The sequence below is a fragment of the Algicola sagamiensis DSM 14643 genome (genome assembly GCF_000374485.1).
Taxonomy (GTDB): Bacteria; Pseudomonadota; Gammaproteobacteria; order Enterobacterales; family Alteromonadaceae; genus Algicola; species Algicola sagamiensis.
Map to the genome: position 1 here is coordinate 113,927 of NZ_KB894498.1, position 17,256 is coordinate 131,182.

Annotated in this window: 14 protein-coding genes; 9 read left to right on the forward strand and 5 right to left on the reverse strand. The window is 42.5% G+C overall.

Annotated features, from left to right (window positions below):
* Positions 1 to 77 precede the first annotated feature (77 nt).
* Positions 78 to 1,982, forward strand: coding sequence for an AsmA family protein (locus C505_RS0112765; protein ID WP_018693006.1), 1,905 nt, complete (start codon positions 78 to 80; stop codon positions 1,980 to 1,982).
* 164 nt (positions 1,983 to 2,146) lie between these two features.
* Here C505_RS0112765 and C505_RS0112770 read toward each other — a convergent pair whose 3' ends face one another.
* On the reverse strand, positions 2,147 to 3,076 hold the full coding sequence (locus C505_RS0112770) for a bifunctional GNAT family N-acetyltransferase/hotdog fold thioesterase (protein ID WP_026317940.1): 930 nt from the start codon (positions 3,074 to 3,076) through the stop codon (positions 2,147 to 2,149).
* Positions 3,077 to 3,274: 198 nt separating this feature from the next.
* On the opposite strand from C505_RS0112770, the gene C505_RS0112775 reads away from it, so the two are divergent.
* Positions 3,275 to 4,354: an HD-GYP domain-containing protein gene (locus C505_RS0112775; RefSeq protein ID WP_018693008.1), complete on the forward strand. Its 1,080-nt coding sequence runs from the start codon at positions 3,275 to 3,277 to the stop codon at positions 4,352 to 4,354.
* A 100-nt stretch (positions 4,355 to 4,454) separates the two neighbouring features.
* Here the strand turns inward: C505_RS0112775 and aceA are convergent, their stop codons facing one another.
* Positions 4,455 to 5,774 carry an isocitrate lyase gene (gene aceA / locus C505_RS0112780; protein WP_018693009.1) on the reverse strand — a complete coding sequence of 440 codons (1,320 nt, stop codon included), beginning with the start codon at positions 5,772 to 5,774 and terminating at the stop codon, positions 4,455 to 4,457.
* Between the two features lie 94 nt (positions 5,775 to 5,868).
* Here aceA and C505_RS0112785 point away from each other — a divergent pair, with 94 nt between their 5' ends.
* Positions 5,869 to 6,810 (forward strand): LysR family transcriptional regulator, encoded by a 942-nt coding sequence (locus C505_RS0112785; protein ID WP_026317941.1) that lies wholly within the window; start codon positions 5,869 to 5,871, stop codon positions 6,808 to 6,810.
* A gap of 26 nt (positions 6,811 to 6,836) precedes the next feature.
* Here the strand turns inward: C505_RS0112785 and aceB are convergent, their stop codons facing one another.
* Positions 6,837 to 8,432 carry a malate synthase A gene (gene aceB / locus C505_RS0112790; protein ID WP_018693011.1) on the reverse strand — a complete coding sequence of 532 codons (1,596 nt, stop codon included), beginning with the start codon at positions 8,430 to 8,432 and terminating at the stop codon, positions 6,837 to 6,839.
* A gap of 198 nt (positions 8,433 to 8,630) precedes the next feature.
* On the opposite strand from aceB, the gene C505_RS0112795 reads away from it, so the two are divergent.
* The 4 genes from C505_RS0112795 to C505_RS0112810 all read left to right on the forward strand — a co-directional run bounded on the left by C505_RS0112795 (position 8,631) and on the right by C505_RS0112810 (position 12,910).
* Positions 8,631 to 9,224: a DUF2726 domain-containing protein gene (locus tag C505_RS0112795; protein WP_018693012.1), complete on the forward strand. Its 594-nt coding sequence runs from the start codon at positions 8,631 to 8,633 to the stop codon at positions 9,222 to 9,224.
* Between the two features lie 119 nt (positions 9,225 to 9,343).
* The gene (mtnN, locus tag C505_RS0112800; protein ID WP_018693013.1) at positions 9,344 to 10,051 is read left to right on the forward strand and encodes a 5'-methylthioadenosine/S-adenosylhomocysteine nucleosidase; all 708 of its coding nucleotides are present in this window, start codon (positions 9,344 to 9,346) and stop codon (positions 10,049 to 10,051) included.
* Positions 10,048 to 10,998 (forward strand): cobalamin biosynthesis protein CobD/CbiB, encoded by a 951-nt coding sequence (locus C505_RS0112805; protein ID WP_157369020.1) that lies wholly within the window; start codon positions 10,048 to 10,050, stop codon positions 10,996 to 10,998. Before mtnN ends, C505_RS0112805 begins: the two co-directional genes overlap by 4 nt.
* A gap of 145 nt (positions 10,999 to 11,143) precedes the next feature.
* Positions 11,144 to 12,910, forward strand: a complete 1,767-nt coding sequence (locus C505_RS0112810; protein WP_018693015.1) for a hypothetical protein — start codon at positions 11,144 to 11,146, stop codon at positions 12,908 to 12,910.
* Between the two features lie 84 nt (positions 12,911 to 12,994).
* On the opposite strand, the gene C505_RS0112815 is transcribed toward C505_RS0112810, so the two are convergent.
* Positions 12,995 to 13,327 carry a tRNA-binding protein gene (locus C505_RS0112815; protein ID WP_018693016.1) on the reverse strand — a complete coding sequence of 111 codons (333 nt, stop codon included), beginning with the start codon at positions 13,325 to 13,327 and terminating at the stop codon, positions 12,995 to 12,997.
* Between the two features lie 70 nt (positions 13,328 to 13,397).
* Positions 13,398 to 14,600 carry a tyrosine--tRNA ligase gene (gene tyrS / locus C505_RS0112820; protein WP_018693017.1) on the reverse strand — a complete coding sequence of 401 codons (1,203 nt, stop codon included), beginning with the start codon at positions 14,598 to 14,600 and terminating at the stop codon, positions 13,398 to 13,400.
* Between the two features lie 167 nt (positions 14,601 to 14,767).
* Here tyrS and C505_RS0112825 point away from each other — a divergent pair, with 167 nt between their 5' ends.
* Positions 14,768 to 16,096: an OapA family protein gene (locus tag C505_RS0112825; RefSeq protein ID WP_026317942.1), complete on the forward strand. Its 1,329-nt coding sequence runs from the start codon at positions 14,768 to 14,770 to the stop codon at positions 16,094 to 16,096.
* Entirely contained in the window at positions 16,093 to 17,196 is a 1,104-nt protein-coding gene (locus tag C505_RS0112830) for an anhydro-N-acetylmuramic acid kinase (RefSeq protein ID WP_018693019.1), read from the forward strand. Before C505_RS0112825 ends, C505_RS0112830 begins: the two co-directional genes overlap by 4 nt.
* Positions 17,197 to 17,256: the final 60 nt, after the last annotated feature.

Genomic DNA, 17,256 nt, shown 5'->3' on the forward strand with positions numbered 1-17,256 from the left:
CCTTTTTTTCCATCTTGCTAATTTGTTGCAAATTCTGCCATCATACAAAGAAACAACAATGTGCACTGACCTTTTTTATGCTATCCGACACAATCAAAAAATTCATCAAACAAGCTTTACTTGGCCTTCTCGTCCTCTTCATTGCGCTCTTTTTTGTCTTTAATTTAAACTTTTTCCAAGGCAGTATCAGCCGTTCATTATCTAAAGATACTGGATTCAATATCACCATGGACGAGATTGACTTTGTACTCTACCAACCGAATAAGCTAACAATCAAAGGCCTCCATGTACAGCATAAGAAGAATAAAAACCAAAGGTTAAACATTGGTTCTATCCAAGTGAATTTCTCCTTTTGGGATATGCTTTTTCGTGAGGCCAATATCGAAAACTTACAAATCCAAAAGGTGGAGGTCAACTGGGACACCTCAACGGATCCTAAAGAGTCATCAAAAGAAAAGTCCCCGAAGACAAATGAATCAGAATCAAGAAACTCTGGCCTCAAGGCGCTTCATTTGGCAAACACAAATATTGCGCCGGTCAATCTCGTCATAAAGTCACCCAATGGCTATATCGAAGCGGTCAATTTTCAGCTGGAAGGTAAACAAATAGACCTGATCCAAGACGGCCGTTTTTCTCTTGAGAAAGTTTTCGCGGAGCTTCAGCTCTCTTTGGAAAAACTGGATACACCTCAACTCAAAGCAACCAATACTGAAGCCGGAATCCGAGTTGCTGCTGGAAAAGTCATTTTGGAGCCTTTGAAATCCAGCATATTCAATGGACTTGTTGAAGTGTCTGGGGAAATTGATCTTCTAAAAGGGAACAGCGTTCACTTACAAAAAGTACTGCTACAAAATCTCCAACTGGATACAAATCAATTCCAGAAAAATCAGGAAAAACCTAACAACAAATCAACTGAACAGACTGAATCAAGTCAACTCCCCATCGCGGCACTCAGTATTGGCCAGTGCAACGGTCAAAATATCACTGTGAAGGCAGGCTCTCCTGAGCAACCGATCCAGCTCAACGCATTGCAATGGCAAACAGAAAATATTCAGGTGATCAAGAATCATCAGCTTCTTGTCGGTGATAAAGCTGCAGATTTCCAAATCAAAGGTCACATGGAATGGTCAGATGGGACGATTGGCGCTTTAACGATGCAGCAAGGGGCTTTTGATTTTCAGGCCCATCTTGGCCAAGTTGTATTGAAGAATATGTCTTTTGAAGCAGGCAACAGTAAGCTGGCAGGTGCAGGAAGTATCGATCTGAATGCTCCTGAGATCCCACTCACATTACACATTTCTCAAAGCCAGTTTGACCTAGCAGAAATTATTCCAAAATTTTCAAATAGCGATCATATCACACAAGGTATTTTGCAAGTTAAAGGAGAGATTTTTACTCCTCTCATTGTGAATGACCCGAATGATTATATAGGCCTGTCAGCGGTTGACTTGGGTATACATGGCGAAGATTGGAAACTCAATCATATTGATCTGAATAATATCATTCAGGGATATCAAGAGAGTCAGCAAACCAGCTTACTGGATGTTGGTGGATTTTTGTTAACTGGACCTGTGGGCATCATCGCAAGTCAGTTTGTCGAGCTCGGCAAAGGTGCATTAACCGCTGGAGGAACGACGGAACTCAAACAACTTTCCTCAAAAATTCATATGAAAGATGGCTCAGCCACACTCAATCAGACGGCCTTCAGTACCGATAAATATCGGATGGCACTCCAAGGTGGCTTAAATATCAAAGCACAGGAATTTGCAGGATTTTCCGTCCACCTCCTCAACCCCAAAGGATGCTCTGTATTGGAGCAACGCCTCAGCGGGCCATTTACAGCACCAGCAAGTGCAATAACAGATACGCTGATAGGCACGGTCCTCAATCCCCTCGCAGAGATTGGCGACACGTTAACCGGCCTTGTGAAAGATTGTGAGCCTATCTATCAAGGCGAAGTAACACACCCCAAGCAGGGTTAGCTTTTTTCAAACTGGTTTTGATGAATATATGTTTTGATGAGTGTATGTATTGATAAGTATTGGCTTTGGTGAAAATAGATTTTAAGGACGAAAACATAAAAAGTGTATTGTCAGTCACGCCGCTAAAGTGACTGACAATGTAAAGACCTTTGAAAAGGGTTTCATTATGGCTTTATCACCGCGTAGGTTCCCACAAACTGAGCACAAACCTTCTCCTCATCCAATATCTGGACTTGAAGTTTAAGCAATGTCTTTTGTTTTCCTTTTAACTTTTCCAGCTGGTTCTGCAAGTCTGGACTCCATTGTACACGTGCGTTCGGCTTGCTTTGAATTGGCTGCTTATAACGAATATTTGCATCCACCAAAACGATTTCGCCTCCCAAGTCCAAAGCTCTCAATTGAAGGTGGATCATCCCCCAGCCTGTTAAAGTTGCTAAAGAATAAATTGAGCCAGCAAACATCGAGCCGTGTAAATTGATATTCGGTGGAAATGCCGCGCAGGTCTGAAACTCGTCACCTGTATACTGTTTGACACGTATCCCCATGGCTTTCGACAGAGGAATTGTTTCGTACCATGCGTTTTCAAGCTCAGTACACCATTTAGGTTGAAAGCGAATACGCGCTGTTTCTGTGAGTGTTTTTCGCATTTGTTGGTGCTTTAGCTGTCCAAATAATGTCGGTGCTTCACCAATTTCCTCATAGCCAAACCGTTTATAGAAAGGAATAGATGAATCACGTGCATTGATCACCAGATGTTGAACGCTCTGTTCTTTAGCAATTTCTTCCAAACGCCGAATCAACAAAGTTCCAACGCCTTGATATCGACTATTTCGGCTAACTGCCATAAAACAAAGCTGTCCTTCTTCAATACTATTGTGGTGTAGACGTCCAATCGCGACAACCTGGCCGATGTTATCTCGGATCATGACATGATGACTCACAGCATCATATTCATCACACTCAGAGCCCAATGGTTTACCCCATGGTTTGCGAAACTGCTCCCAGCGAAAATGGTAATACTGTGCAAACTCTTCTTCAGTCGCAGGCGTCACAATCGAGTAAGAAATCCCTGCAATGATTTTTTCATCCATCATTTTATGCATACTCCTATTGGGTTTTGATGCATTTTTCTTCAATATTTATGGATATTCAAGTCCAGCGACTTTCTTATTTCTCATTCAGTGGCAATTCTTTCTTACAACCAATGTATTTTTTCTTCTTCGATTTTGAAGAGGAAAAATAGAAAATCCTGAATATACTGAATAAAAATCGTTCATTTTCGAGCCAACCACATGAGTGACAATGTATTTGAAGATTTCCAGGCACTCGATGAAGAGATTTTAACTGACTTCTTTGCTTCCATTGAGGAAAACAAAGATACAATTGAAGATATGGTTGAATCCATTGAACAAGTTGGCTTATCTGATGAAAAATTTATCGAGATTTTTCGTCATCTTCACTCATTTAAAGGGAATTTAAACGTTTGTTTCCTCGATCCACTCGTCCCCGTTATTCATCATTTAGAGTCCATTATGCGGAGAGTGAGAGATAAAGAACTTCCTTATAATCTCTCATTCGGAACACTCGTATTGGATACAGTTGAAAATGTTTATAACTTCATGTGTAGCATCAGCAAAAAGCAAGAAGTGGACATGAATAATATTGGTGAGTGGGTGAACGTCTTACTTCACTTAGAAAGGTGCACATCAGATAATTTTGAAGCTGAATGCTTAAAAATGAACGGTCAAGAAGCGCCACAAGTCGATCATGAGCACGATGAGTCCGATTCTCCTGAGATTTTCCAGCTCTTTAGTACCTTTGCCAGTCTGATCGATAAGCTTGGTCATTTCAAACACGCCCACAGCCGCCGCCAGGCAAAACTTGCACTGGCGATGAACCTTCAACTCAATAAACCCTGTGATGACACGCAGCTCCTTGCCGCTGTCTACATGCATAATTTTGGTATGGCGTTTATCCCGCACGAGTTCTTTGACGCTTCTGGGAACACAAGTGACAGGCAGCAGTTAGTACAACGAGCATTAGACACCACTTTAAAATTGATGAATTTATTTCCTGAGTGGGCTGAAGCGACGAAAATGATTGAGCAACATATGGAGAACTTCGACGGTACAGGCTACCCCAATCATTTGGAAGGCGATAATATTCATATTGGTTCTAAAATGATCGCCATCTTGGATAAGTTTTTATCCCAAACTCATGCGGTTGAACAGCAACATCGACGTAAAACTTTATTCTCTGCGGTATCAGAAATCAATCAACTTCAAGGCTCTCATTTTGACCCAGAAATTGTCGAAGTATTTAATGCGGTCGTTCGTGAAGCGATTTCTAACAAAGATAACTTATTTGAGTAAATCCGTGGTGAAGTGAAGTAACGGTGAACGTCGTGCTTTATCGGCGTTCACCATCCAAACGCATGTAGTTTTAAGCAATTAGGCAATGTGTATGGTGCCGTTAAAATTGCTCTTCTTCTGTAGAGCCTGCAAGTGCAGTGACAGAGGACTCTCCTTGCTGGATAACATTCGTGACTTGATCAAAATACCCCGTTCCCACTTCTTGTTGATGTGCGACAAATGTATAACCACGCTGTGCACTTTGGAACTCTTCATCCTGTAGCTTTACATAGGCAGTCATATCATTTCGTGCATAATCGTAGGCCAGATCGAACATGTTGTACCACATGTTATGGACGCCCGCGAGCGTAATGAACTGGAACTTATACCCCATCGCAGCGAGTTCTCTTTGGAATTTCGCAATCGTCTGATCATCGAGATTCTTGCGCCAATTGAATGAAGGCGAACAGTTATAAGCAAGTAGTTTTTCCGGGAACTCCCGTCGAACTGCTTCCGCAAATCGCTTCGCTTCGTCCAAATCCGGTTTCGCAGTTTCACACCAGAGTAAATCCGCATACGGTGCATAAGCCAAACCACGTGAGATTGCCTGTTCAATCCCCGCTCGTGTTCGATAAAACCCTTCAGCAGTCCGCTCACCAATACAAAATGGGTGATCGTATTCATCAATATCAGATGTCAACAAATCCGCAGCATTCGCATCTGTTCTGGCAACAAGAATCGTTTCTGTGCCCATCACATCAGCTGCAAGACGCGCTGAAATTAACTTTTGCACAGCTTCTTGCGTTGGAACAAGCACCTTCCCGCCCATATGACCGCATTTTTTTACCGAAGCCAACTGATCTTCAAAGTGAACACCTGCTGCGCCTGCTCGGATCATCGCTTGCATCAGCTCATACGCATTGAGTACGCCGCCAAATCCAGCTTCAGCATCTGCCACAATCGGCGCAAAGTAATCGATAAAATCAGGATGAGAAGGATCAATCCCTTTTGAAGACTGGATTTGATCAGCGCGTAAGAATGCATTGTTGATCCGTTCGACCACTTTCGGCACGGAATCTACGGGATAGAGAGATTGGTCTGGATACATCGACATCGCAGAGTTATTATCTGCCGCGACCTGCCAACCAGAAAGGTAAATCGCCTGTAAGCCAGCTTTGACTTGTTGCACTGCCTGTCCCCCCGTCAAGGCTCCTAATGCATTTACATACTCCTTACCAAATTTCTCTATCGCACCTCCACTGACCAATTGCCAGAGTTTCTCAGCTCCGCGTTGTGCCAATGTATGCTCTATTTTTATGGAGCCTCGCAAACGAATGACTTCCTCAGCTGTATACGTTCTTTTTATCCCCTTCCAGCGAGGGTTTTCCAGCCAGTCTGTCTGTAAACGATTGATTTCATTTGTTGAATTATATGCAGCCATCTTTCTTTCCTTATATTTCGTGCGGTTTTCCAAAGTGTAGGGAAGCCTGATATAATTCATCCAATTTATAATTTTGATGTCCAGCATTAATCCTATGAATATAAATAACATCGACCTTAACCTACTTGTTTATCTGGACGTACTGCTTCGAGAACAAAATGTCACTCGAGCAGCGAATCGGCTCAATATCACGCAACCCGCAATGAGCAATGGCTTAAAGCGATTACGAGATTTGCTCAGTGACCCAATTCTTGTACGAACATCCGAAGGGATGGTGCCGACAGAAAGAGCCAAAGAGTTAAAGCCAATTATCCGTGGCGTTTTGCTCACACTGGAAGAAACACTGCAACCGAATAAAGAATTTGAACCCGATAGCAGTCATCGTGTCTTTCGTATCATGGCCAGTGACTATGCAGCATCAACATTGATCCCACCATTACTTCAACTTCTTCACGAACAAGCGCCAAATACCACCCTGGACATCATGACCCCTTCCGATGTGTCCTTCCATGATGTTGAAAATGGCAAGGTCGATATGGCAATTAATCGCTTTGAAGAATTACCACAGTCCTTTCATCAAAAAACACTTTGGCGAGATAGCTTTGCCTGCCTCGTTCGCAGCAGCCATCCTATCTTGGAGAACTTCAACCTTGATACTTACTTAAAAGGAAAACATATCTGGGTGAGTAAAACAGGGTTTGGTGTCGGCGTCGGCATGAACCCGGCGGATATTCAGAAACTTGGCTGGGTCGATGAGGCACTTGCAAATCTAGGAAAACAACGTGATATCCAAGTGTTTACCCGCAATTATCATGTTGCAATGCAACTAGCTAAACAACAGGACCTGATTGCAACCTTGCCTTATCGTGCAGCACGTTTATATGAGACTGATGAGCAAATCAAAATTCTTGACCCGCCATTCGCAATTCCAACGATGGAGTTAAAAATGATCTGGTCACCTCTACTGCATCAAGATGCCAGTCATATTTGGTTGAGAAAGCTGATCACTCAAACCGCGGAACATATCGCGGCCTGAGTAAACTAAAGCAAGACAGTCGACACTTAAAGTGCTTTGTATGCAGGGACTGTTAAGAAATCTTCCAAAGATGTATTTGTCGTAATCTGCTGAAGGAGTTGTTTGGCAGCATCGTAATTGAGGGATTGCCATTGTTCCTCACCCACTTCCTCCAAAACAACGGCTGACTCTTGCTCAAGAAAGTCATTAAACAACGTCGTTGTCACAACCTTTCCGTTCGCCAAATCTTTACCATGTTTGATCCATTGCCAAATGGATGTTCTGGAGATTTCAGCAGTAGCTGCATCTTCCATTAAGCCATAAATGGGTACACAACCTTTCCCTGACATCCATGCAGCCATGTAATGAAGTGCAACACGGATATTACTGCGCATACCAACCTCAGTCCGATCCCCCCCCGATGGTGCCAACAAGTCAGACTGAGTGATCTGCGGATCTCGTTCCCGTTTAACATGCAGTTGATTGACGCGAATATTATCGAGGAACTCATCAAACACTTCATTGACCGTAGCCGCTAAACCGGGGTGAGCCACCCATGTGCCATCATGACCGTTTTGCGCTTCCAGAAGTTTATCAGCCCGAACACGTTCTAAGATCACTTGATTCTCGCGTTCATTCTTGCTCGGAATAAATGCAGACATGCCCCCCATTGCTAAAGCCCCACGATGGTGACAAGTTTTAACGAGAAGTCGGCTATATGCATTTAAGAAAGGTTGATCCATTGTCACAATCTGACGATCTGGTAAAACACGATCTGAATGTGCACGTAGTGTTTTAATATAACTAAAAATATAATCCCAACGCCCACAGTTGAGTGCCGCGATATGGAACTTCATCTCATGAAGAATTTCATCCATTTCGAATACAGCAGGAAGCGTTTCGATCAGCACTGTCGCACGAATGGTACCCGTTGAAAACTGAAACTTTTGCTCTGTGTAATGAAAAACATCCGACCACCACTTCGCTTCCTGATGCGCTTGTAGTTTTGGCACATAATAATAAACGCCAGTGCCATTTTCCTGACGAACTTTTATGTTATGGAAAAAATACAATGCAAAATCAACTAATGCGCCAGGGACAGACTCTCCATCAACTTTTAAGTGCTTTTCCGGAAGGTGAAGCCCTCTCACCCGTGCAATCAATAGTGCTGGGTTTTCTTGCAAAGCATAGTGCTTCCCACTTTTGGGATCGGTATAACTGATAGTGCCTAAGTTTGCGTCCCGTAAATTGATTTGACCTTGGATGACTTTTTCCCAAACAGGCGATTGTGAATCTTCAAAATCAGCCATAAAGACTTTCACATCTGCATTGAGCGCATTAATGATCATCTTGCGATCAACCGGGCCTGTAATTTCTACACGACGATCTTTTAAGTCGTCTGGAAGTGGTGCAACTTGCCAATCTCCTTCACGGATTGATTGTGTCTCTGGAAGAAAGTCTGGTAATGCGCCCTCATCAAAACGCTTTTGCCTTTCAATACGTTGTGATAATAAGCTTTGTAAACGAGGACGAAACTCTCTTACCAGTTCGACCAGAAATTCAGCTGCTTCTGGTGTGAGTATGGAAGAAGCTTCCGGGGTGAGTGTTTCTGTGAGTTCTAATTCTCCAATGCGAGATGTCATATCATTCCCCCTTAATTGATGAGCATAATCCCTAAATTTCTAAACGAATCAACTATAACCTGATACATTAAGATAGACTATCATCCACATTTATAATGGGGATAGATATTGAGAATAGCCTGTCAATTTTCCGCACAACCTTCTGGCATCAATTTTGCTTAATCGTTGGTAACTTAAAACACCGATTGGAGTCGATGTATGGAATTTGTGATTTTTTTATTGACCGTGTTATGTGTTCTGATCGCTGTGATTGTCAGCCGCTTCATGGATAATGGCAATCCATACCCTTTCACAAAACGCAGCAATATGTATACCGGTATTGAGCGATCTTTCCTGACGATGCTTGAACGTGCCATGGGGAAAGACTATAAAGTCATGAGCCGTGTACGTCTCACTGATCTCATTGAAATCAAAGACGGCACATCCTCTCGCGCAAAGCGTGCAGCGATGCTCAAAGCAAATACAAAATATATTGACTTCGTCCTTTGTGACAAAAACTCCATGGATATTGTTGCTGCTGTTGATCTCGTCAACAACAATGATAAATCAGGTCATAAAGCAGGTCAGGATTGGTTTGTTACAGGCGCACTGGAATCCGCAGGTCTTCCTCATATTCGTATCAAAGTCCGCCCCGGTTATAAAGTGGATGAAATTCGCCAGTGTATTCAATTCAAGATTGGTAAAACAGGCTCAATGAAAGCCAAGCCGAGAATTATTAAACCCAAGCCATCCACTCCCGTCTTATCTGAGAATCAGATGAAGGCCCAATCAACCGCATTGGCTCAAACTTAGAGTGTTGCCACTGCCGTCATTTTATTGACATCCTGATCGAGCCCTATTTTCGGGGCTGGTCAGCTTAGCGTTGCACGCGTATACTTCAGCCAAATAAAATCAAGAGAGCAGATTGCTTTATGAAAATCGGGATCATTGGCGCAATGGAGCCTGAAGTCGCCATTCTAAAAGACAAAATGGTGAATCGAGAAACCATTAAAATCTCAGACTTTGAGTTTTTCACTGGGGAAATTGATGGCGAAGAAGTCGTTCTTGTTCAGTCAGGTATTGGTAAAGTTGCATCTTCCGTTGCAACAACATTAATGATCATGACTTTCTCACCAGCATGTGTGATTAACACAGGCTCTGCTGGTGGGTTTGATCCAGCGCTTCATGTAGGCGATATTGTCATTGGGGATGCAGTCAAACATCATGATGTCGATGTCACTGCATTCGGATATGAAATGGGCCAAGTTCCAAAAATGCCAGCTGCATTTACAGCGCACAAAACACTCATTACTGCGGCAGAAAAAGCTGCTCAATCTTTACAAGGTTTACAAATTAAAACAGGCCTGATTGCAACAGGTGATAGCTTTATGTGCGATCCAGAGCGGATCGAAAAAACGCGTGGCCATTTCCCTGATATGCTTGCCGTTGAAATGGAAGGCGCTTCAATTGCTCAGTCTGCGCATATGTTGCAAACCCCATTTTTGATCATTCGTTCCTTATCGGATATCGCAGGCAAAGAGTCACCTGATTCATTTGAAGCGTATTTAGAAAAGGCATCCATCAATTCATCTGAGCTTGTACTGAACTTTATCAAAGAGATGAAAGACAAGGTTCTGTGAACGACACTTTGATAGAACAATCGGGCTTGTTCTGGCCTGTTTGTACAATCCTAATTTGTCTTATCTGCGAGCGCTGGTTTCCCATGCCAGCGCACATTCATCCATTTTCATTTTTTCATCTCCTTGCATCGCGTCTCGCACAAAAAGTCAATCCAGATCCGAATCGTTCGGCCTATCAGCAAAAACTGTCCGGCATGCTGGCCATTGCTTTGGTTGTCATCCCATTTGTGCTCCTGATTTGGCTTTTCCGATTCTTCTTTAGTTTTCCTGAAATATTTGACGGTCTTTTGCTTTTTATTTCTCTTCAATGGGGACCCATTCGCCTCGCGGCGCGAAGAACCGCAGAGTTACTTGAAAAAGATCAAAAAGAAGCCGCAAAAGATGTTATTTCTCCCTGGTTGGCAAGAGATACCCATGCATTAAGCCCAATGGGCATTGCCAAAGCAACTTCTGAAATGTTGATGCTTCGCAGTGCACAAACATTATTTACAACTACATTTGTTTTTCTTTTGTTTGGCGGCGTGGGGGCATTTTTATATCGACTGCTGCTGGAGTTACATCACACCTGGACCTGTAAAAAGCCGAATAATATCTATTTTGGCTCTGCAATTCACTTGATGATGCACATGCTCCATTGGTTCCCTTATCGCATGTGGGGCGGGTTGATGGCCATCTCGAATAGAGTGACTCACCTGAGTTTTCGATTTCAAAAAGAAGAAAGCACTCTCCTGAGTATTGCAGCTAGCGCAATTGGCTGTCGTTTAGGTGGCCCACGATATTATGAACAACGTCGCATTGATTACCCCAATTGGCATGGTGGTGAGGAGCCTGACTTTCGCCACATTAGAAAATCCAAAACGATTGTAGATGTGCTGACCATTTTATGGCTTGTTATTTTAGGTATTTTTCTCGGTGCAGAAGTTACCTGGCTAGCAATTACACCGTGAAAATAGTTCAAAAATAATTCTCAACGAGAGCAAAACCCGCCGACTTTTATAAAAAGAAAATCATATTCAGCTTACGTTCATTAACACATGATTACAATCCGTTCAATTTTTAATCTTCACACTTTTTACGTAGGTTTTACTTATTATGATAAAGTCGATTTTAGTCACGGCAATCAGCCTTACAAGCATCTCACAGTTCGCATTTGCACAAAATACGATGAGTATGGTCAGCCCAACATCAATGAAGATAGAAGCAAAAGCAACTGCCACTCACATTGATACACTGAAAAAACAATTAATGCTTGCTGATGCAACGAAAAAAATGACAGTTGATGGACTGGATGAAACTGTCATCACAAATATCATCAATGAAGCAGTCGCAAAGTTAAAAGAGGATGATCAGAAGTTAGAATTCGCTAAATTGATTTTGCGCTCAGCAAAAACAAGATCAGATGAAGCATATGCAAAGAACTTTCTTGCTCACTTCCAAACTTTGAAGTTACTAAAGAAAGAAATTTATCTCACTGCAAAAGCTTCAAAGAATGCTTTTATTCAGGATATGCCTGTTCCAATCACACAAACAATTTTTAACAACACTTTGCATGATATGACCGATGCAAAAGTTGTGATCAAAACGTCTGATAATTTTGAAGTCAACAAAGCACAATTTGATGCAGGTGATATTGCTTTCTTATCTTCAAAGAAGACTGACTCTGAGCTTCAAGTCAAAGTATTACGCACAGCTACTTGTGGTGAAAAAGCCACAATTGATATGACTTACTCTGGTCTCATCAATGGAAAAACCATTTCTGGAACCAGAAACTACGACCTTCGAATTGGTCAAGGACTCACCGTTACTCGTGAAGCAAATGGTGCACTCAAAGATGGTAAAATTCACTTTAAAACACTTACAGACGCAGACAAAGGTGCTGAAGTTTATGGGCTGAAATTTGATGGTGTTCTGCTGATGAAAAACCCTGGTGATAAAGACACGACGATGAATTTATCACTAGTCTCAAGTAGTGGGAAAAAATTAGAGCTGTATAAAGATGTTCTCATCAAAACAAAAGAGAATAAAAGTTTACGCCTCAGGGGCATCAAAACAAGTTTAATGAATGGCCAAGACTTTTCTGGTGATTGGCACCTGCTCCTTGAAGAAAAAACAAAGCTTGTCACTGTGACACCTCTGAACCTTGGGCTCAACACAACAGGTAAGTTTGTATGTCCATCAGCGCCAACGATCACTTATAAGGGGTCACTATCTGTCAACGAAAGAAAAAGCTTATTTATTGAACCAGAAGTATCTAACGATTACTTCTCATCAAGTTTTTCAAATACTTATAAGTGGGAGCGTTTGGACAAGGAAAGTATCGATCTTGAAACTTCTGGTGAAAATTCAAGTCGGCTAAGAGTCTATACATCAAATATTGATAAAGACGTAAAAGTCCAGTATCGATTCACGGTAACCACTGAATATGGCTATACAGCATCAAAAGATTTTGAAATCAAAATATTAGATAAGAAAACTCCGAAGTTAACAGCTTTACCTAGTTCAATGGAGGTGAATTCTTTTACGTTTCTTGAGCTGACCGCCGATGCAACCAATCCAGCAGATGGCAAGTTAACTTATGAATGGAAATTAGATGGTAAAGTGATCGGAAGATCCAAAGACTTGTTCTACCTTATTCCATATACAGAGTTGGGTGATGTTCAACGCCTTGATTTAACAGTTTCGAATAAAATTGGCAGCACAACCTCGACAACAATTCTGAGCATTAAAGGAAAAGGGTTTGGACCAAATACTTCGACTCCACCTCGAAGAAATAACGCTTCATCAAGCGATGGTGGTGGTGCATTGTTCTACATGATTGCTGGTTTACTTGGATTGCTTCAAATCAGAAGACGTTCGTAATCAACACTGATATTTCGTTCAGATTACGATCTGACAATCCATATAAAAGGCTTCTTCGGGAGCCTTTTTTATTTTAAGCCATGATTAAGCCATCTTTTGCCCATTTGCTACAGTCTGATCGGGTCGAACCAACAACGTCCCATTCTCTTCACAAACAATCGCAAGTACCAATACTTCTGACTTAAAACCTGCAACACGACGCGGTGGAAAGTTCATCACCGCTGTCACCTGTGTCCCGATGAGATCGTCGATGTCATAATTTTCTGTGATTTGAGCTGAGCTACCTTTGATTCCTATTTCTTCTCCAAAGTCAATGTGCAGGATATAAGCAGGTAAGCGTGCTTTTGTATTCAGCTCTGCATGAATAATCGTGCCTGAACGAATATCCAATTTTAAAAAGTCTTCTATCGTCGCCATTTTCTCTCCTGAATATCAATAAAAAAGGCGGCACTCAGGCCGCCTCTCCAACATCATTTGTGATGATGCCTTAGGCCACATGTACGCGTGCAAATTTTCTCTTACCCACTTGGTAAACTGCATTGCTGCCTTTTTCAATCATCAGTTTTGAATCTGTGACTTTTTCTTCTGCGTTGATTTTCACTGCACCTTGCTTGATCATACGAATTGCTTCACCGGTACCGGACACTAAGCCCGCTTCCTTCAACAGGTAGCCAATTGCGATCCCCTCTTCTTCAGCCTCAATCGTAAACTCAGGCATTTCATCCGGGATTGCGTTTTTCTGGAATCGTTGAATAAAGTCCTGATGTGCAGCTTCTGCATCTGCTTCTTCATGGAAGCGCGCAATAATTTCTTTCGCCAAAAGAATTTTTAAGTCCCGTGGATTCGCCCCATTTTCTACATCCTGTTTAAAGGAAGCAATCTCTTCCAACGGTCGAAAACTCAGTAGCTCAAAGTAACGCCACATCAATTCATCAGAAATCGACATGATCTTACCGAACATCTCATTGGGTGCATCCGTAATACCGATGTAGTTGCCCAGCGACTTCGACATCTTTTGCACACCATCTAAACCTTCCAGCAATGGTGTCATCAGGACTGTCTGCGGACGTTGCCCTTCATCCTTTTGCAGCTCGCGCCCCATCAACAGGTTAAAACGTTGGTCTGTACCTCCGAGTTCAACATCAGCCTGAAGTGCAACTGAGTCCCAGCCTTGGACTAGCGGGTAAAGAAATTCATGAATTGCAATCGATTGGCCACCTGCATAGCGTTTTTTGAAATCATCTCGCTCAAGCATACGCGCGACTGTCTGACGAGCAGCTAACTTGATCATTCCAGCACTGCCAAGCTTTTCCATCCACTCAGAGTTGTATGCAATCGTGGTTTTTTCTGGATCAAGTATTTTAAAGACCTGCTCTTTGTAGGTCTCTGCATTTCTGATCACATCCTCACGGGACAAGGGTTTACGTGTTGCACTTTTTCCGGTTGGGTCACCAATCATTGCGGTAAAGTCACCAATCAAGAAAATAACTTCATGGCCTAAATCCTGAAAAGTTTTTAATTTATTGATGAGCACCGTATGACCGACATGAATATCTGGGGCAGTCGGATCAAATCCTGCCTTAATTTTAAGCGGTTTTCCAGTTTTTAGTTTGTCGATAAGCTCTTCTTCGAGCAAAATTTCTTCAGTTCCACGCTTGATCTCTGCAAACGCTTTATCCAGATCGGTCATCCACAACTCCGGGCAATATTTTGTGAAAATTTGAGGCTAAAGAAAGCGATTTTACTGCATTCCTGCTACATTTTGAAAGTATAAAAAGCTGGAAATAAATAGTTATTCATTATATGCTGAACCCTCACCCGATTTTTAGTGAAAATGTAATAGCGAAGATCCTAAATATGATGCGTGACGTTGTGGCAAAATTACCTGTTCTTCATCGCTGGGTTATCTTAGCCGTTTTCTCCTTGGTTTTCATCATCATGCTGCTCCCATCCGAGAAGGCAAATGCTTCTCGTAGTACCGCCTCTCCGACTCAACTAGTCGTCGGGCAGCATTATGATGTTCCTGTTGTTGAGCAACTTCAGGAGCAATCCCAGCAACCCGATTCTCCTAAGCCAGTAACAAAATCTATTGATCTAAAACTCATTGAAAAGCGAGTCGTTGTCCAAAAAGGTGATAATCTCGCTAAAATCTTCAAACGCAACAAACTGTCTGCTGCATTACTACACCGTCTAGTGAATTTGAATAAAGATTCAAGTGCACTGACTCGGATTATGCCGGGGAATGAGCTCACTTTTTTGTTTAACGAAAAGCACGAATTTCAAGGCATTCGCGTTCCAAAAAATAAACTGGATACGCTCATTATTTCTAAAGCTGGAGACACGTTCGAGACACGTATTGAGTCAAAAACAATTGAAAAAGAAACTCAATTTGCTGGCTCAACGATTCAATCTAGTTTTTGGAGTGCAGGCAGCAAAGCTGGTTTGACTGATGCACAAATTATGACTGTCGCGAATATTTTCGGATGGGATATCGACTTTGCATTGGATCTGCGTAAAGGAGATTCCTTCAATATCCTTTATGAAAAACACTTCGTTGATGGTGAATACGTCGGTCGTGGTGACATTCTTGCCGCAGAGTTCATCAACCAAGGCGAAGTCTTCCAGGCAATTCGTCACTCAGATGGTGAGTTTTATACACCAGAAGGGCGAAGCATGCGCAAAGCTTTCCTCCGTGCACCTGTTAGCTTTAAGTACATCAGCTCGAACTTCAAACCCCGCCGTTATCACCCAATTCTAAAGCGTTGGAAATCACACAATGGTGTTGATTATCGTGCACGTTCAGGTACACCCGTTTTGGCGTCAGGCAATGGTAAAGTCATTCGCTCTGGCTACACAAAATACAACGGATACCATGTATTTATCCAGCATGGTAACAATATCCAGACAAAGTATCTGCACTTTAAAAAGCGCCCAAACGTCAAAAAAGGACAACGTGTTAAACAAGGTCAAGTGATTGGCTATGTTGGGATGACAGGTCTTGCTGAAGCGCCGCACTTGCATTATGAGTTTTTGGTCAATGGTGTTCACCGCAACCCACGCACTGTGAAACTACCGAAGTCACAGCCAATTGCCAAAAAAGAACGTGCAGCTTTCGAACTTATCGTCAAGAAACAAATTGCATTATTAGATAGTAATAAGAGAGTGATGTTGGCTATGCAGCCATGAGCAACATCTTTATCGGAATCATGTCCGGCACCAGCATTGATGGCGTTGATGCTGTTGCCGTAGACTTCTCCGACAATCAAATCCGATGCCTTGGTCATTATTTTCAATCCTTTCCCAAAACCTTAGCAAAAGAACTCAACGCACTTTGTCTTCCAGGTGACAACGAAATTGTCCGAGCTGGACAGGCTGCGGTTCAACTCTCACAAGTCTACGCAGAAGCAGTTGCACACTTATTAAAAGACCTTTCACTCTCTAGTGAACAAATTCAAGCCATTGGCTGTCACGGACAAACAATTCGGCATCATCCAGAGCTCTCTCCTGCATTTTCTTATCAACTCATGAATGGCAGCCATCTCGCATGCCTCTCGCAAATTCCAGTCATCTGTGATTTCCGCGCCAAAGATATTGCAGCCCATGGTGAAGGTGCACCACTGGTCCCTGCGTTCCACCATGCCGTATTTGCCAAGGAAGATGTCAAAAGAGCCGTTATCAATATTGGTGGTATTGCGAATCTAACGCTACTTCCAGGCAGTGATAGTGACATAATTGGATATGATACTGGCCCAGGGAATACACTCATGGACGCTTGGATAAAAACGGGCCTAGGTGATAACTATGATCGAGATGGCCAATGGGCAAGGGAAGGAACTTGCAATCAAGCCTTACTCCAGTCACTCCTTCAAGATGCCTATTTTGCAAAACTTCCACCAAAAAGTACCGGAAGAGAGTATTTTACGCTTTCCTGGTTAGAAAAACATAGAAAAGAAGCCGCTGTATCAGCAGTTACACCAAAAGATATCCAAGCGACATTGTTATTCCTGACCGTCTCAAGCATTCGCGATGCAGTCAATCAACATGATGTCGAGGAAATCTATTTGTGCGGCGGTGGCACATATAACAGCTACCTATGTGGCATGTTGCAGGAGCATCTGCCACATCAACGTATTCATTCAACCAAAACACTTGGTATCCCACCAGAGCATGTTGAAGCAATGGCCTTTGCTTGGCTAGCAAAAGCCTATATCGACGATATCCCAGGCAATATTCCTTCTGTAACTGGCGCAGAACAGTCAGTGATCCTTGGTTGCATGTACAAGTAAATCCTTTTATTCACCTTGGATTAAAATTTGACCCTATATATAATCACGACGCTGCCCGTT